Annotated in this window: 20 protein-coding genes and 2 pseudogenes; 8 read left to right on the forward strand and 14 right to left on the reverse strand. The window is 63.4% G+C overall.

Going from position 1 to position 19,980, the window contains the following annotated elements:
- Positions 1-24: 24 nt before the first annotated feature.
- Together VQ044_RS14555 and petA are read left to right on the forward strand one after the other, a co-directional pair.
- The gene (locus VQ044_RS14555; protein WP_327647904.1) at positions 25-552 is read left to right on the forward strand and encodes a c-type cytochrome; all 528 of its coding nucleotides are present in this window, start codon (positions 25-27) and stop codon (positions 550-552) included.
- A gap of 45 nt (positions 553-597) precedes the next feature.
- Positions 598-1,158: a ubiquinol-cytochrome c reductase iron-sulfur subunit gene (gene petA, locus VQ044_RS14560; protein WP_327647905.1), complete on the forward strand. Its 561-nt coding sequence runs from the start codon at positions 598-600 to the stop codon at positions 1,156-1,158.
- A gap of 124 nt (positions 1,159-1,282) precedes the next feature.
- On the opposite strand, the gene VQ044_RS14565 is transcribed toward petA, so the two are convergent.
- The 11 genes from VQ044_RS14565 to VQ044_RS14615 all read right to left on the reverse strand — a co-directional run bounded on the left by VQ044_RS14565 (position 1,283) and on the right by VQ044_RS14615 (position 13,158).
- The gene (locus VQ044_RS14565; RefSeq protein ID WP_327647907.1) at positions 1,283-2,380 is read right to left on the reverse strand and encodes an ABC transporter permease; all 1,098 of its coding nucleotides are present in this window, start codon (positions 2,378-2,380) and stop codon (positions 1,283-1,285) included.
- Positions 2,380-3,474: an ABC transporter permease gene (locus VQ044_RS14570; RefSeq protein WP_327647908.1), complete on the reverse strand. Its 1,095-nt coding sequence runs from the start codon at positions 3,472-3,474 to the stop codon at positions 2,380-2,382. Before VQ044_RS14570 ends, VQ044_RS14565 begins: the two co-directional genes overlap by 1 nt.
- Positions 3,471-3,734, reverse strand: a complete 264-nt coding sequence (locus VQ044_RS14575; protein ID WP_442872952.1) for a hypothetical protein — start codon at positions 3,732-3,734, stop codon at positions 3,471-3,473. Before VQ044_RS14575 ends, VQ044_RS14570 begins: the two co-directional genes overlap by 4 nt.
- Positions 3,658-5,217, reverse strand: coding sequence for an ATP-binding cassette domain-containing protein (locus VQ044_RS14580; RefSeq protein WP_327647911.1), 1,560 nt, complete (start codon positions 5,215-5,217; stop codon positions 3,658-3,660). Before VQ044_RS14580 ends, VQ044_RS14575 begins: the two co-directional genes overlap by 77 nt.
- Positions 5,218-5,230: 13 nt before the next feature.
- Positions 5,231-5,380 carry a hypothetical protein gene (locus tag VQ044_RS14585; RefSeq protein ID WP_327647912.1) on the reverse strand — a complete coding sequence of 50 codons (150 nt, stop codon included), beginning with the start codon at positions 5,378-5,380 and terminating at the stop codon, positions 5,231-5,233.
- A gap of 7 nt (positions 5,381-5,387) precedes the next feature.
- Entirely contained in the window at positions 5,388-6,188 is an 801-nt protein-coding gene (locus VQ044_RS14590; protein WP_327647913.1) for an HlyD family secretion protein, read from the reverse strand.
- Between the two features lie 91 nt (positions 6,189-6,279).
- On the reverse strand, positions 6,280-6,486 hold the full coding sequence (locus VQ044_RS14595) for a hypothetical protein (protein WP_327647914.1): 207 nt from the start codon (positions 6,484-6,486) through the stop codon (positions 6,280-6,282).
- A 125-nt stretch (positions 6,487-6,611) separates the two neighbouring features.
- On the reverse strand, positions 6,612-7,670 hold the full coding sequence (locus tag VQ044_RS14600; RefSeq protein ID WP_327647916.1) for a type II glyceraldehyde-3-phosphate dehydrogenase: 1,059 nt from the start codon (positions 7,668-7,670) through the stop codon (positions 6,612-6,614).
- A 249-nt stretch (positions 7,671-7,919) separates the two neighbouring features.
- Complete coding sequence (gene glgP, locus VQ044_RS14605; RefSeq protein ID WP_327647918.1) at positions 7,920-9,617, reverse strand: alpha-glucan family phosphorylase; 1,698 nt, start codon at positions 9,615-9,617, stop codon at positions 7,920-7,922.
- A 125-nt stretch (positions 9,618-9,742) separates the two neighbouring features.
- A complete protein-coding gene (locus VQ044_RS14610) occupies positions 9,743-12,166 on the reverse strand; it encodes a heavy metal translocating P-type ATPase (RefSeq protein WP_327647919.1) in 2,424 nt (807 codons plus the stop codon).
- Positions 12,167-12,756: 590 nt separating this feature from the next.
- A complete protein-coding gene (locus tag VQ044_RS14615) occupies positions 12,757-13,158 on the reverse strand; it encodes a phospholipase D-like domain-containing protein (RefSeq protein WP_327647921.1) in 402 nt (133 codons plus the stop codon).
- 234 nt (positions 13,159-13,392) lie between these two features.
- On the opposite strand from VQ044_RS14615, the gene VQ044_RS14620 reads away from it, so the two are divergent.
- Genes VQ044_RS14620 through VQ044_RS14640 form a run of 5 tightly spaced genes read left to right on the forward strand, consistent with a single transcriptional unit; the run spans position 13,393 to position 18,194 of the window.
- Positions 13,393-14,499 carry an ABC transporter ATP-binding protein gene (locus VQ044_RS14620; RefSeq protein WP_327647922.1) on the forward strand — a complete coding sequence of 369 codons (1,107 nt, stop codon included), beginning with the start codon at positions 13,393-13,395 and terminating at the stop codon, positions 14,497-14,499.
- 25 nt (positions 14,500-14,524) lie between these two features.
- On the forward strand, positions 14,525-15,685 hold the full coding sequence (locus tag VQ044_RS14625) for an ABC transporter substrate-binding protein (RefSeq protein ID WP_327647923.1): 1,161 nt from the start codon (positions 14,525-14,527) through the stop codon (positions 15,683-15,685).
- Positions 15,686-15,705: 20 nt separating this feature from the next.
- Positions 15,706-16,557 carry an ABC transporter permease gene (locus VQ044_RS14630; RefSeq protein WP_327647924.1) on the forward strand — a complete coding sequence of 284 codons (852 nt, stop codon included), beginning with the start codon at positions 15,706-15,708 and terminating at the stop codon, positions 16,555-16,557.
- 10 nt (positions 16,558-16,567) lie between these two features.
- Positions 16,568-17,386 carry an ABC transporter permease gene (locus VQ044_RS14635; RefSeq protein ID WP_327647925.1) on the forward strand — a complete coding sequence of 273 codons (819 nt, stop codon included), beginning with the start codon at positions 16,568-16,570 and terminating at the stop codon, positions 17,384-17,386.
- A gap of 40 nt (positions 17,387-17,426) precedes the next feature.
- Complete coding sequence (locus tag VQ044_RS14640; protein WP_327651128.1) at positions 17,427-18,194, forward strand: SDR family NAD(P)-dependent oxidoreductase; 768 nt, start codon at positions 17,427-17,429, stop codon at positions 18,192-18,194.
- A gap of 95 nt (positions 18,195-18,289) precedes the next feature.
- Here VQ044_RS14640 and VQ044_RS14645 read toward each other — a convergent pair.
- Positions 18,290-18,436: pseudogene (locus VQ044_RS14645) on the reverse strand (IS3 family transposase); the annotation flags it as partial.
- A gap of 426 nt (positions 18,437-18,862) precedes the next feature.
- On the opposite strand from VQ044_RS14645, the gene VQ044_RS14650 reads away from it, so the two are divergent.
- Entirely contained in the window at positions 18,863-19,390 is a 528-nt protein-coding gene (locus tag VQ044_RS14650) for a helix-turn-helix domain-containing protein (protein ID WP_327647926.1), read from the forward strand.
- On the opposite strand, the pseudogene VQ044_RS14655 reads toward VQ044_RS14650, so the two are convergent.
- A pseudogene (locus tag VQ044_RS14655) lies at positions 19,330-19,656 on the reverse strand (integrase arm-type DNA-binding domain-containing protein); the annotation flags it as partial. The gene VQ044_RS14650 and the pseudogene VQ044_RS14655 sit on opposite strands and share 61 nt — an antisense overlap.
- Before the next feature lie 148 nt (positions 19,657-19,804).
- The gene (locus tag VQ044_RS25710; protein ID WP_442872954.1) at positions 19,805-19,888 is read right to left on the reverse strand and encodes a JAB domain-containing protein; all 84 of its coding nucleotides are present in this window, start codon (positions 19,886-19,888) and stop codon (positions 19,805-19,807) included.
- Positions 19,889-19,980 lie beyond the last annotated feature (92 nt).

Raw genomic sequence — 19,980 nt, forward strand, 5'->3', positions numbered from 1 at the left:
GGAAGCAAACCGAAGGAGACGTTCATGAAAAACTTGACGATAACACTGTTGGCCGGTGCGCTCGCGCTCACGATGCCCATCGCTCGCCAGGCCTATGCTGCCAGTGACGAGCAGCCGGCCACCCACGGATCGGGCATGATGGACCAGAACATGATGAGTCCTGGTGTCATCGTGCCGAAGATGGATGCCGCCCGTGGCAAGCAGCTGTTCGCCAGCAAGGGCTGCGTCGTTTGCCATTCGATCAACGGTGTGGGCGGGGAGGACGCGCCGCCGCTCGACGCCGCGACGATGCCGAGTCCGATGAATCCGTTCGACTTCGCCGCCAAGATGTGGCGGGGGGCGGAGGCGATGGTGGCTCTCCAGCGTGAGGAACTCGGCGATCCCATCGAACTCAAGGGGCAGGAGTTGGCCGATCTCATCGCCTTCGTGCATGACACGGACGAGCAAAAGACGTTCTCCGAGGCGGACGTTCCGTCCCGGATCAAGGAGTTGATGGAACACATGCCGGATGAAAATCCGCATGAGGAAGGCGGCGAAGACACCAAGGAGTGACGTGACGGCGACGGTCCGCCGTGCGCGCAGAAAGGAGGCATTGCGATGTCAGCAGACATGAGCGGCTCCGAATCTCCGGCCGAAGGGGCCGGAGCGACCCGCCGCGATTTCCTTTACATCGCGACCGGGGCGATGGCGGCGGTCGGCACGGCGGTGGCGCTGTGGCCCTTCATCGACAGCATGAACCCGGCGGCGGACGTCTTAGCATTGTCCTCGGTCGACATTGACCTCTCTTCCGTCGAGATCGGCCAGCGGATCACCGCGATGTGGCGGAGCAGGCCGGTGTTCATCGCCCGCCGCACGCCCGAGGAGATCGCCCGGGCCAGGGCCGACGACAACGATCCGGGCCTGATCGATCCGGCCACCGACGCGTCCCGCGTCATCCAGGAGGAATGGCTGATCGTCGTCGGCGTCTGCACGCATCTGGGTTGTATCCCGCTCGGGCAGGACCCGGCCGCGCCCCACGGCGACTGGGGCGGCTGGTTCTGCCCCTGCCACGGCTCCGTCTACGATACGGCCGGCCGGGTGCGGCGCAGCCCGGCGCCGCGCAACCTCGATGTGCCGCCCTACGAATTCCTCGACAACGGCGCGGTGCGCATCGGCTAGGCGAGCCGCTATTTTGTCTGATTTAGCCGGAGAGAACAGGTCCAGGCGGCGGACCCTTGATGCTCATAAACGGGGATGGGACGAGAACAGCTTGGCAGCGAAGCAATCAGAGGTTTTTGCCTTCTCAGGCGTCTTTTTGCTTGAATATCCGAATGGCCATCGCAAAAAGCGGGATACCGATCGCGAGCAACGCCAGCGCGCTCGGCCACAATTCGCGGATTCCCACGCCTTTCAGGAAAATCCCCAGCGTCACGTCCATGTAGTGGCGCAACGGACTTGCCAGGGAGGCGATCAGCAGCACTTCCGGCATGCTCTCGATTGGCGCCAGCGTGCCGGAAAGGAACATCAGCGGAAAGAGCCCGAAGAACGCCAGCAGCAGCGCCTGCTGAAGGGTCCGGCTGACGCTGGCGATCAGGACACCGATGCCGATGGCGCTGAGTAGAAAGATCGCCGTGAGGCCGAGGAACAAGAGCAGGCTGCCGCGCAGCGGGATGTCGAACCACCAGACAATCAACAGGCTCGGGAACACCGACAGAAGTCCCATCACCAGAGTCGGAAGAGTCTTGGCGACGAACAGTTCCGGCGTCCGTATCGGCGTGACGCGCAACTGCTCGATCGTTCCCGCCTCCTTCTCGCGCACGATCGACGCGGCGGGATGGATGACGCCGACCATCAGCGCCGCGAGCGCCACCATCGACAACACGACGAACGCGGTGAAGGTCTGGTCGCGATTGTACCAGACCCGCACCATCGGCATCGGCCCCGCCGCCGTGCCACCGTCGCCAATGGCTGCGAAGCGCCCGACGATCTCCAGGGCGTAGCCCCGTGCCTGGGCTGCCATGTTGGAATTCGATCCGTCCAGAAGCAATTGCAGGTTCGGTCGGCGTTCGCCCAGAAGATCGCGCTGGAACCCTGGCGGCACGATCAGCGCAACCCGCGCGCGTCCGGCCTGCAGCCAAGCGCCGGCCTCCGTGGCGCTAGCTGGTCGGCCGGCGTCGGCAAAGACATCCGTTGCAAGAAACCTCCGCACCAGCGTGCGGCTTTGGGGGCTGCGGTCCAGATCGACAACGGCCATCGGCATGTTCTCGACCTCAAAGGATAGCGCGTAGGCGCAGATCACGACCTCGGCGGTGTACAGCCAGAGGATCAGGATCAGCATCAGCGGATCGCGCAGGAACTGGAGTAGCTCCTTGACCAGCAGCCCTGCGAGCCGCGCGCCCATCACGCCACTTTCTTTCGGAACCGCCAGACCGCCAGCGCGAAGATCACAAGCGTATAGGCCAACAGCAGCAGAACCGACGGCCACAGTTCGGCCAGGCCCGCGCCTTTCAGGACCACGCCGCGCGAGAAATCCACGAAATACTGCGCCGGGAAGAGCCGCGTGTAGAGTTGCGACACGAACGGCATGGTGAAGATCGGGAACAGGAAGCCGGAAAACAGGAATGACGGCATCAGCGAGATGATAAGCGCCAGCAGCATGGCGGCGAGCTGGCTGTTGGTCAGCGTCGAGACCAGCAACCCGATGCCAACGGTGGTGAAGACATAGACCAGACCGACCCCGAGCAGCAGGGCGAGGCCGCCCTTGAGCGGCACCGCGAACCAGAGGAAACCCACCGCGATCACCATGACGATCTGCAGGAACGCGATCAGACCGTAGGGAATCAGGTTGCCGGACAGGAACTCTGCCGGCGTAAGCGGCGAGACGAATATCTGCTGGATCGAGCCGCTCTGCTTTTCACGGGTGATCGCAAGCGCGGTCAGCAGCGGCGGGAAGGCCATGAGAATGACGCCGAACAGGCCGGGCACGACATAGTTCACGCTGCGCAGCGAGGGATTGTACCAGACCCGCGCTGCCACCTCGATCGGCGGTGCGGTCTGCACACCGAAGCCGGCGATGATCGCCTTGGCATAGGCCGCCACCAGATTGGCGGTTGCCGAGAATGTCCCGTCCACCAGGACCTGAACCGGCGCGGGTTCCCCTCGTGCGAGGTGGTTCGCGAAACCTGGCGGGATGATCAGCGCAAGCTTGACGGCGCTGCGTTGCAGCGCGGTCTCTACCTCGATCGCGCTCAGATAGCCGTCGGCCATGACGAAATACCCGCTGGCCAGGAAGCGATCGACAAGTGCTCGGCTCTCGGCCGACCGATCGTGGTCGAGCACACCCATCGCGACACCGTCCACATCGAACGAGATCGCGTAGCCGAATAGGAACAGCATCACCAGCGGCATCAGCAATGCCACCGCCACGGTCACGGGATCGCGGACGATTTCCTTCGTCTCTTTTTCAATCACGGCCAGAATGCGTGAAAGTTTCATGAGGCGGCCCTCTCGGACCGGGCGGTAACCCGTTCACGCTCCATGAAAGCCAGAAAAATATCTTCCGCCGTCTCCAGTGCTCGGCCAGGAAAATGCGCGCGCAGCGCCGGCAGGTCGCCGGTGGCAATCAGGCGGCCTCTGTCCATCAGGCCGAGATGGTGGCAATAGGCGGCTTCCTCCAGATTATGCGTGGTCACGAGGACCGTCATTCCCTCCTCGGCGAGGAGCCGGATCAATCGCCAGAACCGGAACCGGGCCAGCGGGTCGACGCCCGAGGTCGGCTCGTCGAGGAAGAGCGCCGCCGGACGATGGCAGGATGCCGCAGCCGAGCGCCACGCGCTGGCGCACCGCTCCGGACAGGCGCGCCACCATCTCGACTCGCTGGCCACCGAGTCCTGTCATGTCCACTGCCCAGCCAATGGCCTCGCGCGCCTCGCGCCGCGACAGCCCGTAGGCGCTGGCGAAGAATGACAGGTTTTCGCCGACGGTCAGATCGGGGTAGAGCGAAAAGCGCTGCGACATATAGCCGATCCGTTGCCGCAGCCGACGTGGGTCCGACAAAACGTCGACGCCGGCCACCGTCGCGCTGCCTGCGGAGGGCGGCAACAGCCCGCAGAGCAAGCGGATCAATGTCGTCTTGCCCGCGCCATTTGCCCCCAGCAAACCGAAAATCTCGCCCGGTGCGATGGCGAGAGTGACATCCCCCACCGCGACGAAATCGCCGAAGCTGCGCGTGAGCCCTTGTGTGCTGATCCCACCGGTCACGCCTTCTGCCGCATCGGTGATCGGCCGGGCGACGACTGCGCTGGCGGTTTCATCCGGCGCGGCCTCATCACCGCGCAGGATCGTGAAGACGTCCTCCATCCGCGGTTCCGCCGGGGCGACCTGTCCAAGAGCGTCCAGACGCGCCCGCTCGGACTGGGGCAGATCGGCGTCCGGCTTCATCACGAAACGCACGCTGTCGGCGCGCCACTGGATGCCGAGAACCCCGGCCATCCCGTGCAGTGCCGCCTCGGCTTCCGCGGGCCGGTCCGAAACGACGGCATAGACATGTCCTTTCGCCCGCCCGCGCAACTCCTCGGGTCGCCCGAGCGCGATCAACCGGCCCTGGTCCAGAAACGCCACGCGATCGCATCGGTCGGCCTCGTCCATGTAGGATGTCGAAAGCACGATCGTCGTTCCCTGACCGCGGAAATCACCGAGGATCTGCCATAGTTCCCGGCGTGAGAGTGGATCGACCCCGAGCCCCGGCTCGTCGAGAAGCAGCAGCGGCGGTTCGTGGATCAAATTGGCGCAAAGCGCGAGCTTCTTGCGCATTCCCCCCGACAGCGCGCCCTCCCGCCGGTCGAGAAAGGGCGCCAGCCCCGCCATGTCGAGCAGCCGGCGGCGTCGGGCCATATAGACGTCGCCCGGCACGCCGCGGATCTTGGCGGCGAAAGACAGGTTCTCGGCCACGGTCAGCCGGTCGTAGAGCGTGAAACCCTGGGCCATGTAGCCGATCGCCGAGGTGATCCGGGCGGCCTGCTTCACCGTGTCGTGGCCCAACACCCGGCACCGGCCTTCGCTCGGGTCGAGGATCGCCGCGAAAAGCTGCAGGAGCGTCGTTTTTCCCGCGCCATCCGGCCCGACCAGGCCGACGATCTCGCCAACACCGATCTTGATGTCGATGTCGCTCAGCGCCCGGAGTGACCGATACCGGCGCCCGAGCCCGTCGGCCTCGATGATCATATCGTCGGTTGCCATGGCCGGCCGTCTCCTATGTCGGCACGAACAGCCGCTCGGGCCATCCGGCGTCCGGTTGCCACAGGATCCAGGCATCGGTCGGCATCCCCGGTTTCAGCACGCCGTCGGGATTGTCGATCGCGAGCATCACGCCGAAGACCAGACGGACCCTTTCGTCCGGCATGTGGATGTCACGCGGTGTGAATTGCGCGGTCTGATCGACCCGCGCGACCCGTGCCTCGAACAGCCGGTCGGGGAAGGCATCGACGCGCAGGCGCGGGCGCGCCGAGTTCCACCTGTCCGATCCGGCTTTCGGGTATGAAGACACGGACCTCCGCTCTGGTAAGATCGAGCAGCGTTGCCAAGGGTTGTCCCGGTCGAACGAATTCGCCCGGTTCGACCGCCTTGATCAGCACGGTGGCGGTCAGCGGTGCGGTGATGCGGGTTTTGGATATCTGGTTGTCGAGAAGGTCGATCTCGCGCCGGACGGCGATGATGCGCTTGCCCATCGCGGTTGTCCCTGCCTCAAGCGCTGTCACATTGCCTTGCGCGGCGTGAAACGCATTCTGTGCGATGTCCAGCGTCTGGGCCGCGACCGTGCCGCGTTCCTTGAGTTTGCGCACCCGTTCCAGTTCGCTCTCGGCCGTGCCCAGATGGTGCTGGGCCACTTCGAGTTCGCTTTCCGCGCGCACGAGCTCTGCCCCAAGGGCTTCGATCTCCGCTTCCGCGCGCGCCTTGTTCAGCCTGGCATCGGTGTCGTCGAGCCGCACCAGCAGGGCACCCTCGGCGATCAACCCGCCTTCGACGAGCGTACTTTCGACGACGCGGCCGGCCACTTCGGCGGCCACCCGGATTTCCGTGCCCTCGACGACGCCATTTCCGTAGACAACCTGCTCGGGAAGTGGCGGGGGCCGGAGATAGACATAAAGACCGTAGGAGCCTCCCGCGATCAGGAGAAGCACGATCGCCGTCCAAATCCAGGTCTTGCTCATCCCGGCTTTCCCCCTTGCTGAGAAGGATATCCGTCAATGCTGTGAGGCCCGCGATCGAGTCGCCCGATGGCACAAGCCAGGACCTTATTCACTAGAGCCGCGTGAACAGATAATAGCCGGTCTGTTTGGACATGCGCACCTCGGCATGCATGTCGAGCGCGGCGGTGGCCCCCGTGAGAGTGCCAGCCTTGCCTTCATACTCCCAGTTCGGGCCGCGCAGAAATCGCGGCAACCGCGCGTCGTCACGCACGACGCAGATGATGGCGGGTTCATCGCTTCGGTGAAACAGGTTGAACATGGTTCGCCTCCGTCATTGCTGGGCGTTTCGTACGCCACGACAGGTGTTGGGTAACGGCGTCCGCCCACGTCGGCGGCGCCATCAATGCGCCAAGCCGAACAAGGTCGGATACTCTCTGGTCGTCCTCATGCTGGTTTGCCAAGTACGTCGGCGAGCTGACCGATGCCGAGGCTCGCATCGGTCTTGGCCATCGATTCCCGCGCGCTTCCGAGGATTCCCGTCAGCGCCCGGATGGCGTCGATCGTCTCGGGAATGACGATTGCCTGATTGTCGACCATGTAGGCGTAGAACAGTTCGTCGCCCTCGACCTTGAGCATGTCCGCCCAGAGCGCCACCTCGTAGAGATTGTCGTGCGGCCGGCCGAGATCGGCCATCAATTCCTTCACGGCGTTGAGCGCGGTCAGCCCGGCATCGATGCGGATCAGGGCGATACGGGACGATGAGCGGAAGGCGTCGAGCACGTCCTCCTTGTCCGCCGGCCGGGTCAGTTGAACCGACCAGTAATGCAGGTGCGCCAGGGTTTCGGGAACCTTCACCGCCATGGTGACGACGTCGAGCTCGGGGTCGACGCTCCGGGCGTCCGGTCCCTGGTGGCTCGGGATCTCGGGCTCGGGCACGAGCGTGTTCATTATGCCCCCGAGATGGCTTTCCCAGGGATCGGTCGCGCGCCGCAGCAGCGTTCCGCGCGCCCGAAAAAGCAGCCCGGCATGCTTCAGTGCCGTGAGCGTGCGGACGATCGAGGTCGTATTGCAGGAGACGACGCGGGTTGCGTCGCGGCCGATCGCCGTCGCGTAGCTCGCCTCCGCGACGAAGGAATGGCCGGTGACCTCATGCTTCTCGCCGCCCTGGACGATCAATTTGATGCCTCTCTGGCGGTAGCGCTCGACATTCTTCGCCGCGATCCGCTTCGGCGTGCAGTCAACAATCACATCGGCCGCCGCGAGGAGGTCGTCGAGAGTTCCTTCGACGTCGAGACCGGTGTCACGCATTGCCCCGGCATGTTCGCCGGTGGCGCCGAAAAGGCGAAAGCCCTTCCGGGTCGCCATTCGCATCCGCCAGTCGGCGTCGACATCCGACACCCCGGCGACTTCCATGTCGTCCTGCAAGGCCACCGCATCGGCGACACGCTTGCCGATCACGCCGTAGCCATTCACGGCGACGCGGATTTTGCTGATTGCGCTCATCTTGTCCTCGTTGTGGTTCGAGGTGGCTGTTCAAGGCGAAACGAATATCGCCATCTCGGTTTCGCTGCCCCCGGCTGACGCATCACGAATTGCCGCCCACAGGGCGATTCGGATCGCCTCGCTGGGGCTCACAGGAAAAGACGGAGGAGGGGACAAAACGTTACAGGGACCCGCGAGCGCTACCGGCCAGCCACGTCCAGCGGCGGCCGCCGCAGTGGAACGTCAATTCCTGACGATGATTGTCAGCTTTCACCTCAGATAGGCTTCGACGGCATAGCGGCGCATCATGCGCTGGCTGTTGAAGCGCGGTCCGATCTTGCTGATGGCCTGTTTCATCATTTCGATCCATCGAGGCCTATCGTCGTAGTAAGTCGGCAGCACGATATTCTCGAGCTTGGCATACAGCGCTTCCGAATCCTCCTCTCCCGTCCCGGGGCCGCCATCGCCGATCGCCCAGCCGGTGACACCTTCCCGCCAGGCCTCGATCCACCAACCGTCCAGGGCGCTGAAGTTCAGAACCCCATTGAGGGCCGCCTTCATTCCGCTGGTGCCGGAAGCTTCCAAAGGCGGAATCGGCGTGTTCAGCCAGATATCGGCTCCCGCCACCATGGTCTGTGCCGCGGCCATGTCGTAGTTCGGCAGGAACGCCATCGGGATTTGGTCCGAAAGATCGGCGATCCGGCGGTGGATGTGCTCGATCAGCTGCTTTCCCGGCGCGTCGCTCGGATGCGCCTTGCCGGCAATCACGACTTGCAACGGGTAGCGCGCATGGATCGCCCTCAGCCGTTCCGGATCGGAAAAAAGAAGATCGGGCGGCTTGTAGGCCGTTATGCGCCGGGCGAAGGCAATCAGCGGCACATTCGGATTCATCCGCACGCCGCTCGACCGCTCGATTTCGGCAAGCAATGCCGATTTCGCTTCCTGGTGGACCGTCCAGACGGACCCGTCCGGCAACTGGTCGGCATCGGCGAGCGTTTCCGGATTGTGCGCCCAGTCCGGCGCGACCCCGTTGAACAACCGGGCATAGGCCGGATGAACCCAGGTCGGAAGATGGACGCCGTTGGTGATGGCCCGAATGGCGTAGCCGGGGAACATGCGCCGGGTCGTCTGCGCGAGGCGCTCGGCCACTCCGTTCACGTAGCCTGAGACGTTGAGGGCCAAGTGCGTCATGTTGAGCCTGTCGCTTCCGGCCAGGAGGCGGAGTTGGTCGGGTTCGAGAAAATCGCCCAGCAGGCGTTCGGCGTCGGCATAGGCGAAGCGGTCGTGTCCCGCCTCGATGGGCGTATGGGTGGTGAAGACGCATTGTGTCCGCACCGGGTCTGCATCGTAATTAAGGGCCCCGTCGCCCGGCCGGATCGATTGTCGTCTATGCCGCCGCAGCAACGCGGCCGGGAGAAGCGCCGCATGGCCTTCGTTCAGGTGAAAGGTCTCCACCTGGAAGCCGAGCGCCCGCAACAGCCGTTCGCCGCCAACGCCCAGAACGATTTCCTGCTTCAGCCGGTCGACGTCGCCGCCGCCATAGAGCCGGTCGGTGATCGTTCGATCCAAGGGGTCGTTCTGCTCAAGTTGGGTATCGAGCAGGAGAATCGGGATACGATTGCCGAGCGGGCATGTCAGGACATGCAGCCAGGGCCGGATCCACACCGGCTGGCTTTCGATGGTCACCGCCACCATCGCATCGAGTGGGGTGGCCCAACTACTTGGCTCCCAAGGATCGGGATGGTCGATCTGCTCGCCTCCGGGCCCGATCTCTTGGCCGACATAGCCCTCCCGGCTGACCAGCGTCACGAACACCATCGGAAGGTTGAGGTCGGCTGCGGACCCGGCGGTATCGCCGGCGAGGATGCCGAGCCCGCCCGCGTAGGTGTGCATCTCGGGTCGGACCGCGATCTCCATGGAGAAGTAGGCGATCCGGTATCTTTGGAGAAATGGCTCGACGGGGGTCATTTTTCTTCTCCCACTTGTCGCAGTAATGGCACCAGGTTTCACGCGCCGGGCACCGATGGTCCGAGCCGTTTGCGCCGGGGGTGATTGTCACACCGGGTCGAAGGACCTGATTCGCCCCGGCCGCCTCATCCGGCGGCCGCCGCAACCGGTCGATCGGCGTCGGTTTCGGACGATTGGCCGCGGCCCACCCCTTCGAGCCGCGTGCGCTTGAGCAGGAGCGCGTTGACCGCGACCAGCGCGGAGCTGCCCGACATGGCCAGCGCCGCGACCTCGGGGCTGACGACGAATGGATAAAACACACCGGCTGCCATCGGAAAGGCGACGACGTTGTAGGCCACCGCCCAGAACAGGTTCTGGTGCATTTTGCGCAAGGTAGCGCGCGAGAGTTCGATGGCGCCGAGCACGTCGTAGGGGTCGCTCTTCATCAGCACGACATCGGCGCTCTCCATCGCCACGTCGGTTCCGGCCCCAATGGCGAAGCCGACGTCGGCCTGGGTCAGTGCGGGCGCATCGTTGACGCCATCGCCGACCATACCGACGCGTTTGCCTTCCGCCTGCAATTGCTTGACCTTGTTGGCCTTTTGGCTAGGCAGCACGTCGGCGAGCACGATGGCGATGCCGAGTTCCTCGGCGATTCGTCTGGCCGTCCCTTCGTTGTCGCCAGTCAACATCGCTACCTCGACGCCGCGTTCTCGCAGCTTGGCGATGGCTGCCTTGGCGCTCGGGCGGGGCGCGTCGGCGATGGCGATAAGACCGAGAACCCGGTCACCGCGCGCCACATGCACGACCGTGCGGCCCTCGCCCTTCAGCCGCTCGGCTTCGTCCGCGAGTGCGCCAAGGTCGATCTTTTCCTCGTCCATGAGACGGTGGTTGCCGAGGAAAACGGTTTCTCCTTCGATCTCGGCCTGTGCACCCATGCCCTCGCGGTTGAGAAACGCCCGCGCCTGCGGCACGTCGATTCCCTCGACGCGCTCAATGATCGCTAGCGCCAGCGGGTGGTCGGAGCCGCGTTCGACCGCCGCGGCTGCCCGCAGCGCGTCCTCTTCCGTCCGCCCCTCGGCGGTGACGACCTCGACCACCCGCGGCTGGCCCATGGTCAGCGTGCCGGTCTTGTCGAAGACGATAATGTCGAGCTTGGTCGCATCCTCAAGCGCGCCGGCATTCTTGAACAGGATGCCATACATGGCGCCCAGGCCGGTGCCGACCATGACAGCCATCGGCGTCGCCAGCCCGAGCGCGTCCGGGCAGGCGATGACAAAGACGGTAATGGTGAGCGTCAGCGCGAACAGCAACGGCGAGCCGATCCACCAGAACCACACGGCGAAGGTCGCGAGTCCGATGACGATCGCGATCACCACCAGCCATTGCGAGGCCCGGTCGGCGAGCAGCTGCGCTGGCGCCTTGGAGTTCTGGGCCTCCTGCACCAGCTTGACGATCTGGGCCAGCGCCGTGTCGGCGCCGACCTTGGTCGCGCGGTATTTGAAGCTGCCGCTCTTGTTGATCGTGGCACCGATGACCTGATCGCCGGGCGTCTTGTTCACCGGCATCGACTCGCCCGTCAGCATGGATTCGTCGACAAGCGACTCTCCTTCGACGATCTGGCCGTCGACGGGAATCTTGTTGCCCGGCCGGATGACGACGATGTCGTCGGCCAGGACCTCGGCGGTCGGCACCTCGGTCTCGCGGCCGTCCCGCAGCACGGTGGCCATGGGTGGGGCAAGATCGAGCAGCGTCCGGATCGCCGCCGAGGCGCCGGCGCGTGCCCGCATCTCCAGCCAATGCCCTAGGAGGATGAAGACCAGCAGCACCGCCACCGCTTCGTAGAACTGCACGCCGGGGAAGAAAAAGGTCGAGCCGACGCTGAAGACGTAACCTGTGCCCACCGAGAGCACGACGAGCACGGCCATGTTGAGCACACCGTTACGAAGCGCCCGCCAGGCCGCGACAAAGAACGGCCAGCTAGGATAGACGATCGCGATGGTTCCAAGGAAGAACAACCACAGGTCGAGCTCCAGCCCGAAGGGGGGCGCCGGCGGGGTGAAGATTTCACCCATCGGCGAATAGATGAAGATCGGTACAGTGAAGATCAGCGCGATCCAGAAGCGGTTGCGCATGTCGCGAACCATCGCCTGCATCTCGGCGCCGGACCCGTGGCCCATCTCGTGCGCCATTTCATCCTGCGGGGGCGCAGTCGACGGCTGGGTGGAGGCGGATGGAGCTGGCCCCCGGATGACGCCGGCTTTGGCATGCTTGGCATGGCCCTCGTGCGACGCTGGTATCGGGGCAACCTCAGGGGAGCGCTTCGCCAGGTCCGGCTTGCAGACATGGCGCGGCATCACCTCGCCATGGCAGCGGAAGCCACAGGCCTTTATCGTCTGTTTCAGCCTGTCGATGGTCGTCAACGTCTCGTCAAAGTCGACCGTGACGCTGCCGGAGGCCGGGCTGGAACTGGCGTTTCGCACGCCCCGCACTTGCTTCAGCCGTTTCTCGACGCCCAGATGGTCGAGCTCTTCAAAGAGGCCGCCGACGTCCAATGTCGCAGTGGTCACTACTTATCTCCTTGAAGCGCCCAAACAAGCCTTCCGGCCGTCGGTCGGAGCGCGGATGGTTGGGATTGACCGTCCAGGCGCCGCGACGAGCGGCACCTGTCTTCTGCCTGACCCTTATAAATCTCGGCTACCGCAGCAGCAGCAGCTCGTCGATTTGCCTTGCACCGCCTCTCGCGGCGGCTCCGCCCGCTGCTCCGCGGGAGACCGTTCAGGCGCGGCCGAGGGTTTAACTGTATCGGCTGGAGAGGGCTCTCCATGACCGCAGCACGATCCCTCGCTCCGATTGGCCGAACTGACGCTCGAAGGCTTCGTATCTGTGTGCATTGCCATCATCCTTTCATATGCGTCCGCGCCTCGATCACGGCCGGACCGTCGGGGTACCCGACCTGAATGGAACCGCCATTCATTTCTATAGACGCGAGGACGCCCCCGGCATTACAGTTCCGCGCCGCCCCCATTATTGCTGCAACGGTCCTCTCGGACTCCCGGCGGATTTCGCTCCGCCTATGGCTGCTCCGAAGGTCGGATCGAGTGCCAAGGCGGAGCCTAGGTGACGAGGCTCTTCGGCCGCCTTGGGTCTGCGCAGGCGCCTAAAAAAGTCGGCGTCCAGCCCAGCCGACCAACTCAAGCCCATGCTCACGCCATCCTCGGCCCTGCCACTCGGATAGAATCACTTCCGCTGCTTCCCCAACGTCCCGGTGGTATTGAAAGTGCAACGCCTCCGCCAATTTGCGGTCGTGCGCCAGAAGAATCAGCTCCTGATTGACGAACAGACTCAGGTAATCGAGGTTGGCCGAGCCGATCATGGACCATTCCTCGTCGATGACGGACGTCTTGGCGTGAAGCTGGCGAGGCAGGTACTCGTAAACCCGCACGCCGGCGGCCAGAAGCGGCTCATAGGCGGCGCGGGTTGCCCACCCCGCGGCCAGAGGATCTCCTCGCCGGGGTACGAGCAGGCGCACGTCGACTCCACGTTTCGCCGCATTCTGCAAGGCTGTGTCGACAATCGTGGGAAGCAGGACCAGCGGCGCCAGCGCGCTCGGCTATCGTCCCCAGACAGCCTGCTCGGCGATACCGACCCGATCGAGCAGCCGGGCGGCATGCCGAGGTCCTATTCAAAATGGGGTATATACAAGGATCGCGACCTGTCGTTACGGTTCATCGGTGCATTGATCTATGTCGCCATTGGGATCTTTTGCAAGAAAAGTCCGTATCGGGAGGTAGGCTTGACGGCGGAGGAAAAACCTCTGGTTGCCGAGTTTCGAGGGGTAACGAAACGGTTCGGTGCAGTGGTCGCCGCGCGCGATATCGACCTCGCGATCGTCGAGGGCGAATTTCTGTCCCTGTTGGGACCGTCCGGTTGCGGCAAGACCACCACGCTGCGGATGATCGCGGGTTTTGAGCAGCCCACCGAAGGTGACGTGTTGCTGCTCGGCCAGCGGATCAACGGGGTGCCGGCCTACCGGCGCCAAGTGAATATGGTCTTCCAGCACTATGCGTTGTTTCCTCATCTGAATGTTGAGGACAATGTCGCTTACGGGTTGCGTCAGCGCCGGCCGCGCCCGGCGAAGAAGGAATTGGAGCGAGCGGTGGCCGAGGTGCTCGAACTGGTTCGCCTGGCCGGATATCAGAACCGCCGGATCTGGGAGATGTCGGGCGGGCAGCAGCAGCGCGTCGCCCTGGCGCGCGCATTGATCAACAAGCCGAAGTTGCTGTTGCTCGACGAACCGCTGGCGGCGCTCGATCGCAAGCTGCGCCGCGAGATGCAGTTCGAACTGCAAAATTTGCAGCGCACCCTCGGGATCAGTTTTGTTCTGGTGACCCACGATCAGGAGGAAGCGCTGTCGATGAGTGACCGCGTCTGTATCATGCGCGAGGGGCATCTCGTCCAAACGGGCGCCCCCCGCGAGCTCTATGACCAGCCTGCGAACCGCTACGTCGCCGATTTCGTGGGACGTTCGAACATCTTCGACGGCGTCGTGACCGAGAATGGAGCGCGCGTCGGACTGGTCGGAGGGATTTCGGTCTCGCCAGCCGACGGATTCGCGCACTCTCCAGGCCAGAAGGTGGCGGTGAGCGTTCGTCCGGAACAGCTCCGTCTGGCGCGCGATGCCACCCGCATTGAGGCGGGCGCCGACGTACTCATCGAGGCGCGGGTGCTCAACCGGATTTTCCTCGGCGAACACACGGAATATCTTCTGCGCCACGAGTGGCTCGGCGAGTTCCTTGCCCTCGCGCCGCGCCGACAGGAACTGGGCGAAAAGCCCTTCGAAGCGGGCGAACCCGCTCATGTGGCCTGGGGCCGCGAGGCCAACTGGATCCTCGCGTCCTGAGACTGTCGAAAACTGGGAGAAGACGATGACCAAGGATACGACCCCCATCAGCCGCCAGAAATTCATGGCCGAACTCTGGCGCTACCGAAAAGGCTCTGTCAGCAGGCGGCATTTCCTGGGCGTCACCGGGCTCGGCATGGCGACCGCCGTGCTGGGCGCGGCGATGCCGGGTCTGCGCCCGCGCCGCGCCTGGGCACAGGGCGACATCGGCGACCGCGTGATCCTGGCCACCTGGCCGAATTACCACGACCCGGCGAACTTCGAGGCGTTCACCGAAGCGACCGGCGCCCATGTGCAGATGAACGTCTTCGGATCGAACGAGGAGATGCTGGCCAAGCTGCAGGCCGGTGGCAGCGGCTGGGACGTCTTCGTGCCGACCAACTACACGATTACCACTTATGTCGGCGAAGACCTGATTGAGCCGATCGATACTGCCAAGCTGTCGAGCTACGACGCCTCGGCCTTCGAGCCGCGCTTCGCGGACGCGGGCACGGTGGACGGCACACTCTACGCGGTGCCGAAGAACTGGGGCACTACGGGGTTCGCGGTCAACACCGTCCATCTCGACGGGCAGGAAATGACCACTTGGAAGCAGTTTTTCGATATGACCCGCGAGAGCTTCTCGGGTCGCACCATGGTGCAAGACTACCAGCTCACCACCATCGGCAACGCGCTGAAATACTTTGGCTATTCGTTCAACTCGGTCGATCCTGCCGAACTGGCTGAGGCCGAGAAACTGCTGATCGACGTCAAGCCGCACCTCTTCGCCATCTCCAGCGACTACCAGCCGGCGATGCGCAACGGCGATGCCTGGCTGACGATCTGCTGGACCGGCGACGGCAAGCAGCTCAACACCGACATTCCCGAAATCCACTATGTGCTCGGCCGCGAGGGCGGCGAGATCTGGAGTGACTACTATGCAATTCCGAAGGGCGCCGAGCATCGCGATGCGGCCTACGCGCTGATCGATTTCCTGATCACGCCGGAGGTCAACGCCCGCGAAGTGCTGGCCCATGGTTACCCGGTCGCTGACAGCCGCACCAACAAGTTGCTGCCCAAGAAAATCCTCGAGGATCCGATCCTCTATCCGGCGGCGGAACTGCTCGACGCGTTGGAGTTCGGCGCAGCGGCGACGCTGACCGATCCGAACCGCGCCGAACTGATGGCGCGGTTCAAGTCAGCCTGAGCGGCGGGCGCAGACACCATATGGACCGGAAATGGGTCAATCGGCTGCTGCTGGCGCCCGCGGGCGCGTGGTTCCTGGCCATGCTGGTCGTGCCCCTCGTCGTCGTGCTGGTGTTCAGTTTCGGCGAACGAGGGGCCGCGGGCGGCTATGTCGCGGCTTTTACATTCGAACAATATGCAAACCTGCCGAGCCGCCTGACCGCATTCCAGAACACATTGATCCTGGCGCCGGCCGGTACGCTTGCGGCGCTCCTGATCGCCTATCCGCTGGCATATTATCTGGCGGTGAAGGTGAACCCACGCATCCGCACAATCCTGTTGGTGATGGTGATCCTGCCGTTCTGGACCAGCATCCTGATCCGCAGCTATGCGTGGATCTTCATCCTTGGCGGGCGCGGCATTCCCAGCCTGCTCGATATGGTCGGCATCGAGGGCGTGCGCCTGATCAATACGCCCTTCGCCGTCTTGGTAGGCATCGTCTACGGCTATCTGCCGCTGATGGTCTTTCCGATCTATGTCAGCCTAGAGAAGCTCGACAAACGGCTACTCGAGGCCTCCGGTGACCTGGGGGCGACGCCGTTCGCTACCTTCCGGCAGGTGACGCTGCCGCTGTCGCTGCCGGGGGTGGCCACGGGCTGCATGCTGGTCTTCATCCTGCTGATGGGCGAGTTCCTGATCCCCGCGCTGCTTGGCGGCGGCAAGGTTTTCTTCATCGGCAACGCGCTGGTCGACCTGTTTCTGCAATCGCGCAACTGGGCGTTCGGCTCGGCGGTGGCGGTGACGCTGGTGGCGATCATGCTGCTGACCGTCACGTTCTACATGCGGCTCGTCAAGCGCGGCTCCGGCCAGCGCGACGACGCCCAGATGTTCTAAGGGCGAGCCGATGCGACTCTATGCGCTCGCCGTCTATCTGTTCCTCTACCTGCCGATCGGGGTCATCGTCCTGTTCAGCTTCAATGCCGGCCGCCACGCCAGCGAGCTGACGGGCTTTTCGCTCCAATGGTACGGACGGGCACTGTCGAACCCGTTCGTGATGGATGCGCTGGCCACCAGCTTGACCGTCGCCTTCGTGACGTCGGTCTTCTCCAGCCTTTTCGGCACGATGGCGGCGCTTGCGCTACAGGGGATGACTGGGCTTTTACGGACTCTGTTCGACGCGGTCATCTACATCGCCATCATGATTCCCGGCATTGTGATCGGCATCGCCACGCTGATCGGGCTGGTAACCGTGTTCGATATTCTCAATCCGTTGCTTGAGGCTCTATGGCCGTCGGTGGACGGTGGCGCTCCCAGTCTGAAAATGGGCACCGGATCGCTGATCGCCGCGCATACTCTCTTTACGATGTCGCTGGTGATCGTGCTGGTGCGGGCCCGGATCGCCGGAATGGATCGGGCGTTGATCGAGGCATCGGCCGATCTTTATGCGACACCGTGGGGCACCTTCCGGCAGGTGACATTGCCGCAGATTCTTCCGGCCGTGCTCGCGGGGTTTCTGCTCAGCTTCACCTTCAGCTTCGATGATTTCATCATTGCCTTCTTCGTCGCGGGGTCGGAAACCACGCTGCCGATCTACATCTTTTCCTCCATCCGCCGTGGGATCACGCCGGAAGTGAACGCCATCGGAACGATGGTGCTTGCGGCTTCGCTGCTCCTGCTTGTCGTCGCCCAGGTTCTGCTCCGGCGCGGGGCAAATCGGAAATAAGCGACAAGGGGACCGAATTTGAAAAGAGGAGAGCTACCGGATGATCCTTAAAAACAGGGTCGCATTCGTGACCGGGGCGGGGTCGGGGATCGGGCGCGCGGGCGCGAAAATCCTTGCCCGCGAGGGCGCCTTTGTCGTCGTCAGCGACCTCTGCGAGGAACGCGCCCGAGAGACCGTGGCGCTGATCCGCGACGCGGGCGGCAGCGCGGACGCGGTTGGTCTCGACGTCACGGATGATGCCGCGCTCGGCGGCGCGGTCGCGCAAACCATCGCCGATCGCGGGCAGCTCGATATTCTCCATTCACATGCGGGCGTCCAGGTCGAGGGCAATCTCGAGGAAGTGGACGCCGACGGTATGGACATGTCCTGGCGTTTGAATGTGCGCGCGCATTTTGTAGCGGCGCGCGCGGCGGTGTCACACATGAAGGCGCGCGGCGGCGGATCGATCATCATCACCTCGTCAAATTCCGGGGTGATCTATGATGCCGGCATGATCGCTTATGCCACCTCCAAACATGCGGTCGTCGCGATGACCCGGCAGATGGCGCGCGATTACGCCCGTCACAACATCCGGTTCAATGCATTGTGCCCCGGATGGGTCGATACACCGTTCAATGCCGGATTCGAGCGCCAAATGGGCGGGCGGGCCGCGATGGAGGATCATGTCAGACGCAACATCCCGATGGGGCGTTTTGGCCAAGCCGAGGAAATCGCGGAAGCGATCCTTTTCCTTGCCTCCGACCGTTCATCCTACATGACAGGTCAGGCGCTGGTGATCGACGGTGGCGAATGCCTGGGCGCCGCCTGAGACCATCGTTGATTTCTGAACCGTTCGGCTGATCGACGACAACTACCCGCCCGTCATGGTTGCCAGGTGTTCCCGCGTTCGGGAGTCGGTGTTTCCAGATCGCGTTCACGGTGGTTGTCGAGCCGACCGCGAAGCGTCGACAGCCCGATGCCGAGATCCTCGGCGATCTCACGCTGCGTGCGTACACTCGTCTCGACAAGCCGTACGGCTTCCTTTCCGAACCGGCGCTGCGGTTTGCCCATGAATTGCTCCTCGTTCCTTCGGACGAGCTCTCCACTTTCTCCAGGCAAGTCCATCCAGGTGGATTTCTGTTCGGATGTCGTTCCATCGGTGCGGGGACCCCTGCCGATTGGCAAGCGAAGCTGACCGCGCCAAGACGCACATATTGACGAATGACGGGCGTAGGCCTGCGTCCTCATCGATACTGATACCGCAGTTGCGCAGCACCGAATTGCCAGGAAACAGAAGCGCGTCCTGGAGTAAAAAGGAGGATTGCGGCCATCTTCATCTGTGAGTGAAACCGACATTCGAGGGAGATGGCGAATGGGATTTTTATGGACGGATGCGGGTTCCACTTCTTCCGCCGATCGATTTATGAAAGGCGTACAGATCCCCGCCGGAAGCTGCATGAGCGGGGGTAGGGAACAACGAACCGGGGGCGACTTCGTATGAGTAGTAAGGAAGACCCGCTTCCCCACGATCTTGGCCTGAAGCTGCGTCACATGCGAACGCTGCACAACCTCTCGCTTAAACAACTCGCCCAGAAGGTTGGGTGCTCCGAGAGCATGCTATCCAAGGTCGAGACAGGAAAGGTCAATCCGACGCTGACCATGCTGAGGAAGCTCGTCGAAGCTCTTGGGATCAATATCGCCTTCCTCTTTCAGGCCGCAGAGGATGCGGACACCGTCGTGCACAGGGCTGGCGAACGCCCTGTGATCGGACTTGGCCGATCCCGCAACGGCGTCGGGATAATGCTGGAGCGATTGCCTCCGGTCGCGCGGCAACATCTATTGGAGGCCAACATCCATATCGTGAATCCGGGTGGCTCGACCGATGGCGCTTTCAGTCATGTCGGCGAGGAAATGGGCTTTGTCCTCAAGGGGGCGATCACGCTGGTCGTGGAGGGTGTTGTCGAAAGATCTGCGACAGTGCTAGGGCGAGTGTCGTCGGCAATCTTGATGCTGCGACCTTTCTGAATCAGGTTCGCGAAATCTCGATTGAAGACCTCGCGCGCCTGGCTCAGCGACATGGACGGATATGATCCGAGCTTTTTCTTGAGGCGCTTCTGATCGCGCCACTGTTGCGCCATCCAGTCCGCAGTCACTCTGGTCGGCATCGACTTCACGGTCAGGATGAGACGGCCGGTACCGTGCCCTTCGCCGTCGACAAGGCTTTGTTGTTTTCCGGTCTGTTCCACCTCCTTCAAGGCGCGGCGTATTTCTCCATCTGTAAGGCTTGGCATTGGGCTCTCCCATTGGATTTCGAGTGGGGTCTCCAGAAGGGTAAAAGGGGTCGGCGACTGGGGTCAAAAGGGAGGTTGATCCCCCTAAAAACCGACCCCAATTTGCCACAATATCCGGGAGTACGACAAGTCGCAAAACGAATATGTTTCAATTGGATAGAGCGTTATCCTGCGTGACAGAAATAGACCCTGTGGGATGGTTGTGGACGAGGATGATCGCGGTCGCCGACAATTTGTGTAGGGCGGTGACAAATTAGGCCACGAAGCGGCGGCGAGAGGGTCGGCCGCGCCGGAGTAAAACCCGGCCAGTGGATAGGCTGTTTT

Origin of the sequence: Aurantimonas sp. C2-5-R2, assembly GCF_036549495.1 — a bacterium.
GTDB classification, from domain to species: Bacteria; Pseudomonadota; Alphaproteobacteria; order Rhizobiales; family Rhizobiaceae; genus Aurantimonas; species Aurantimonas coralicida_A.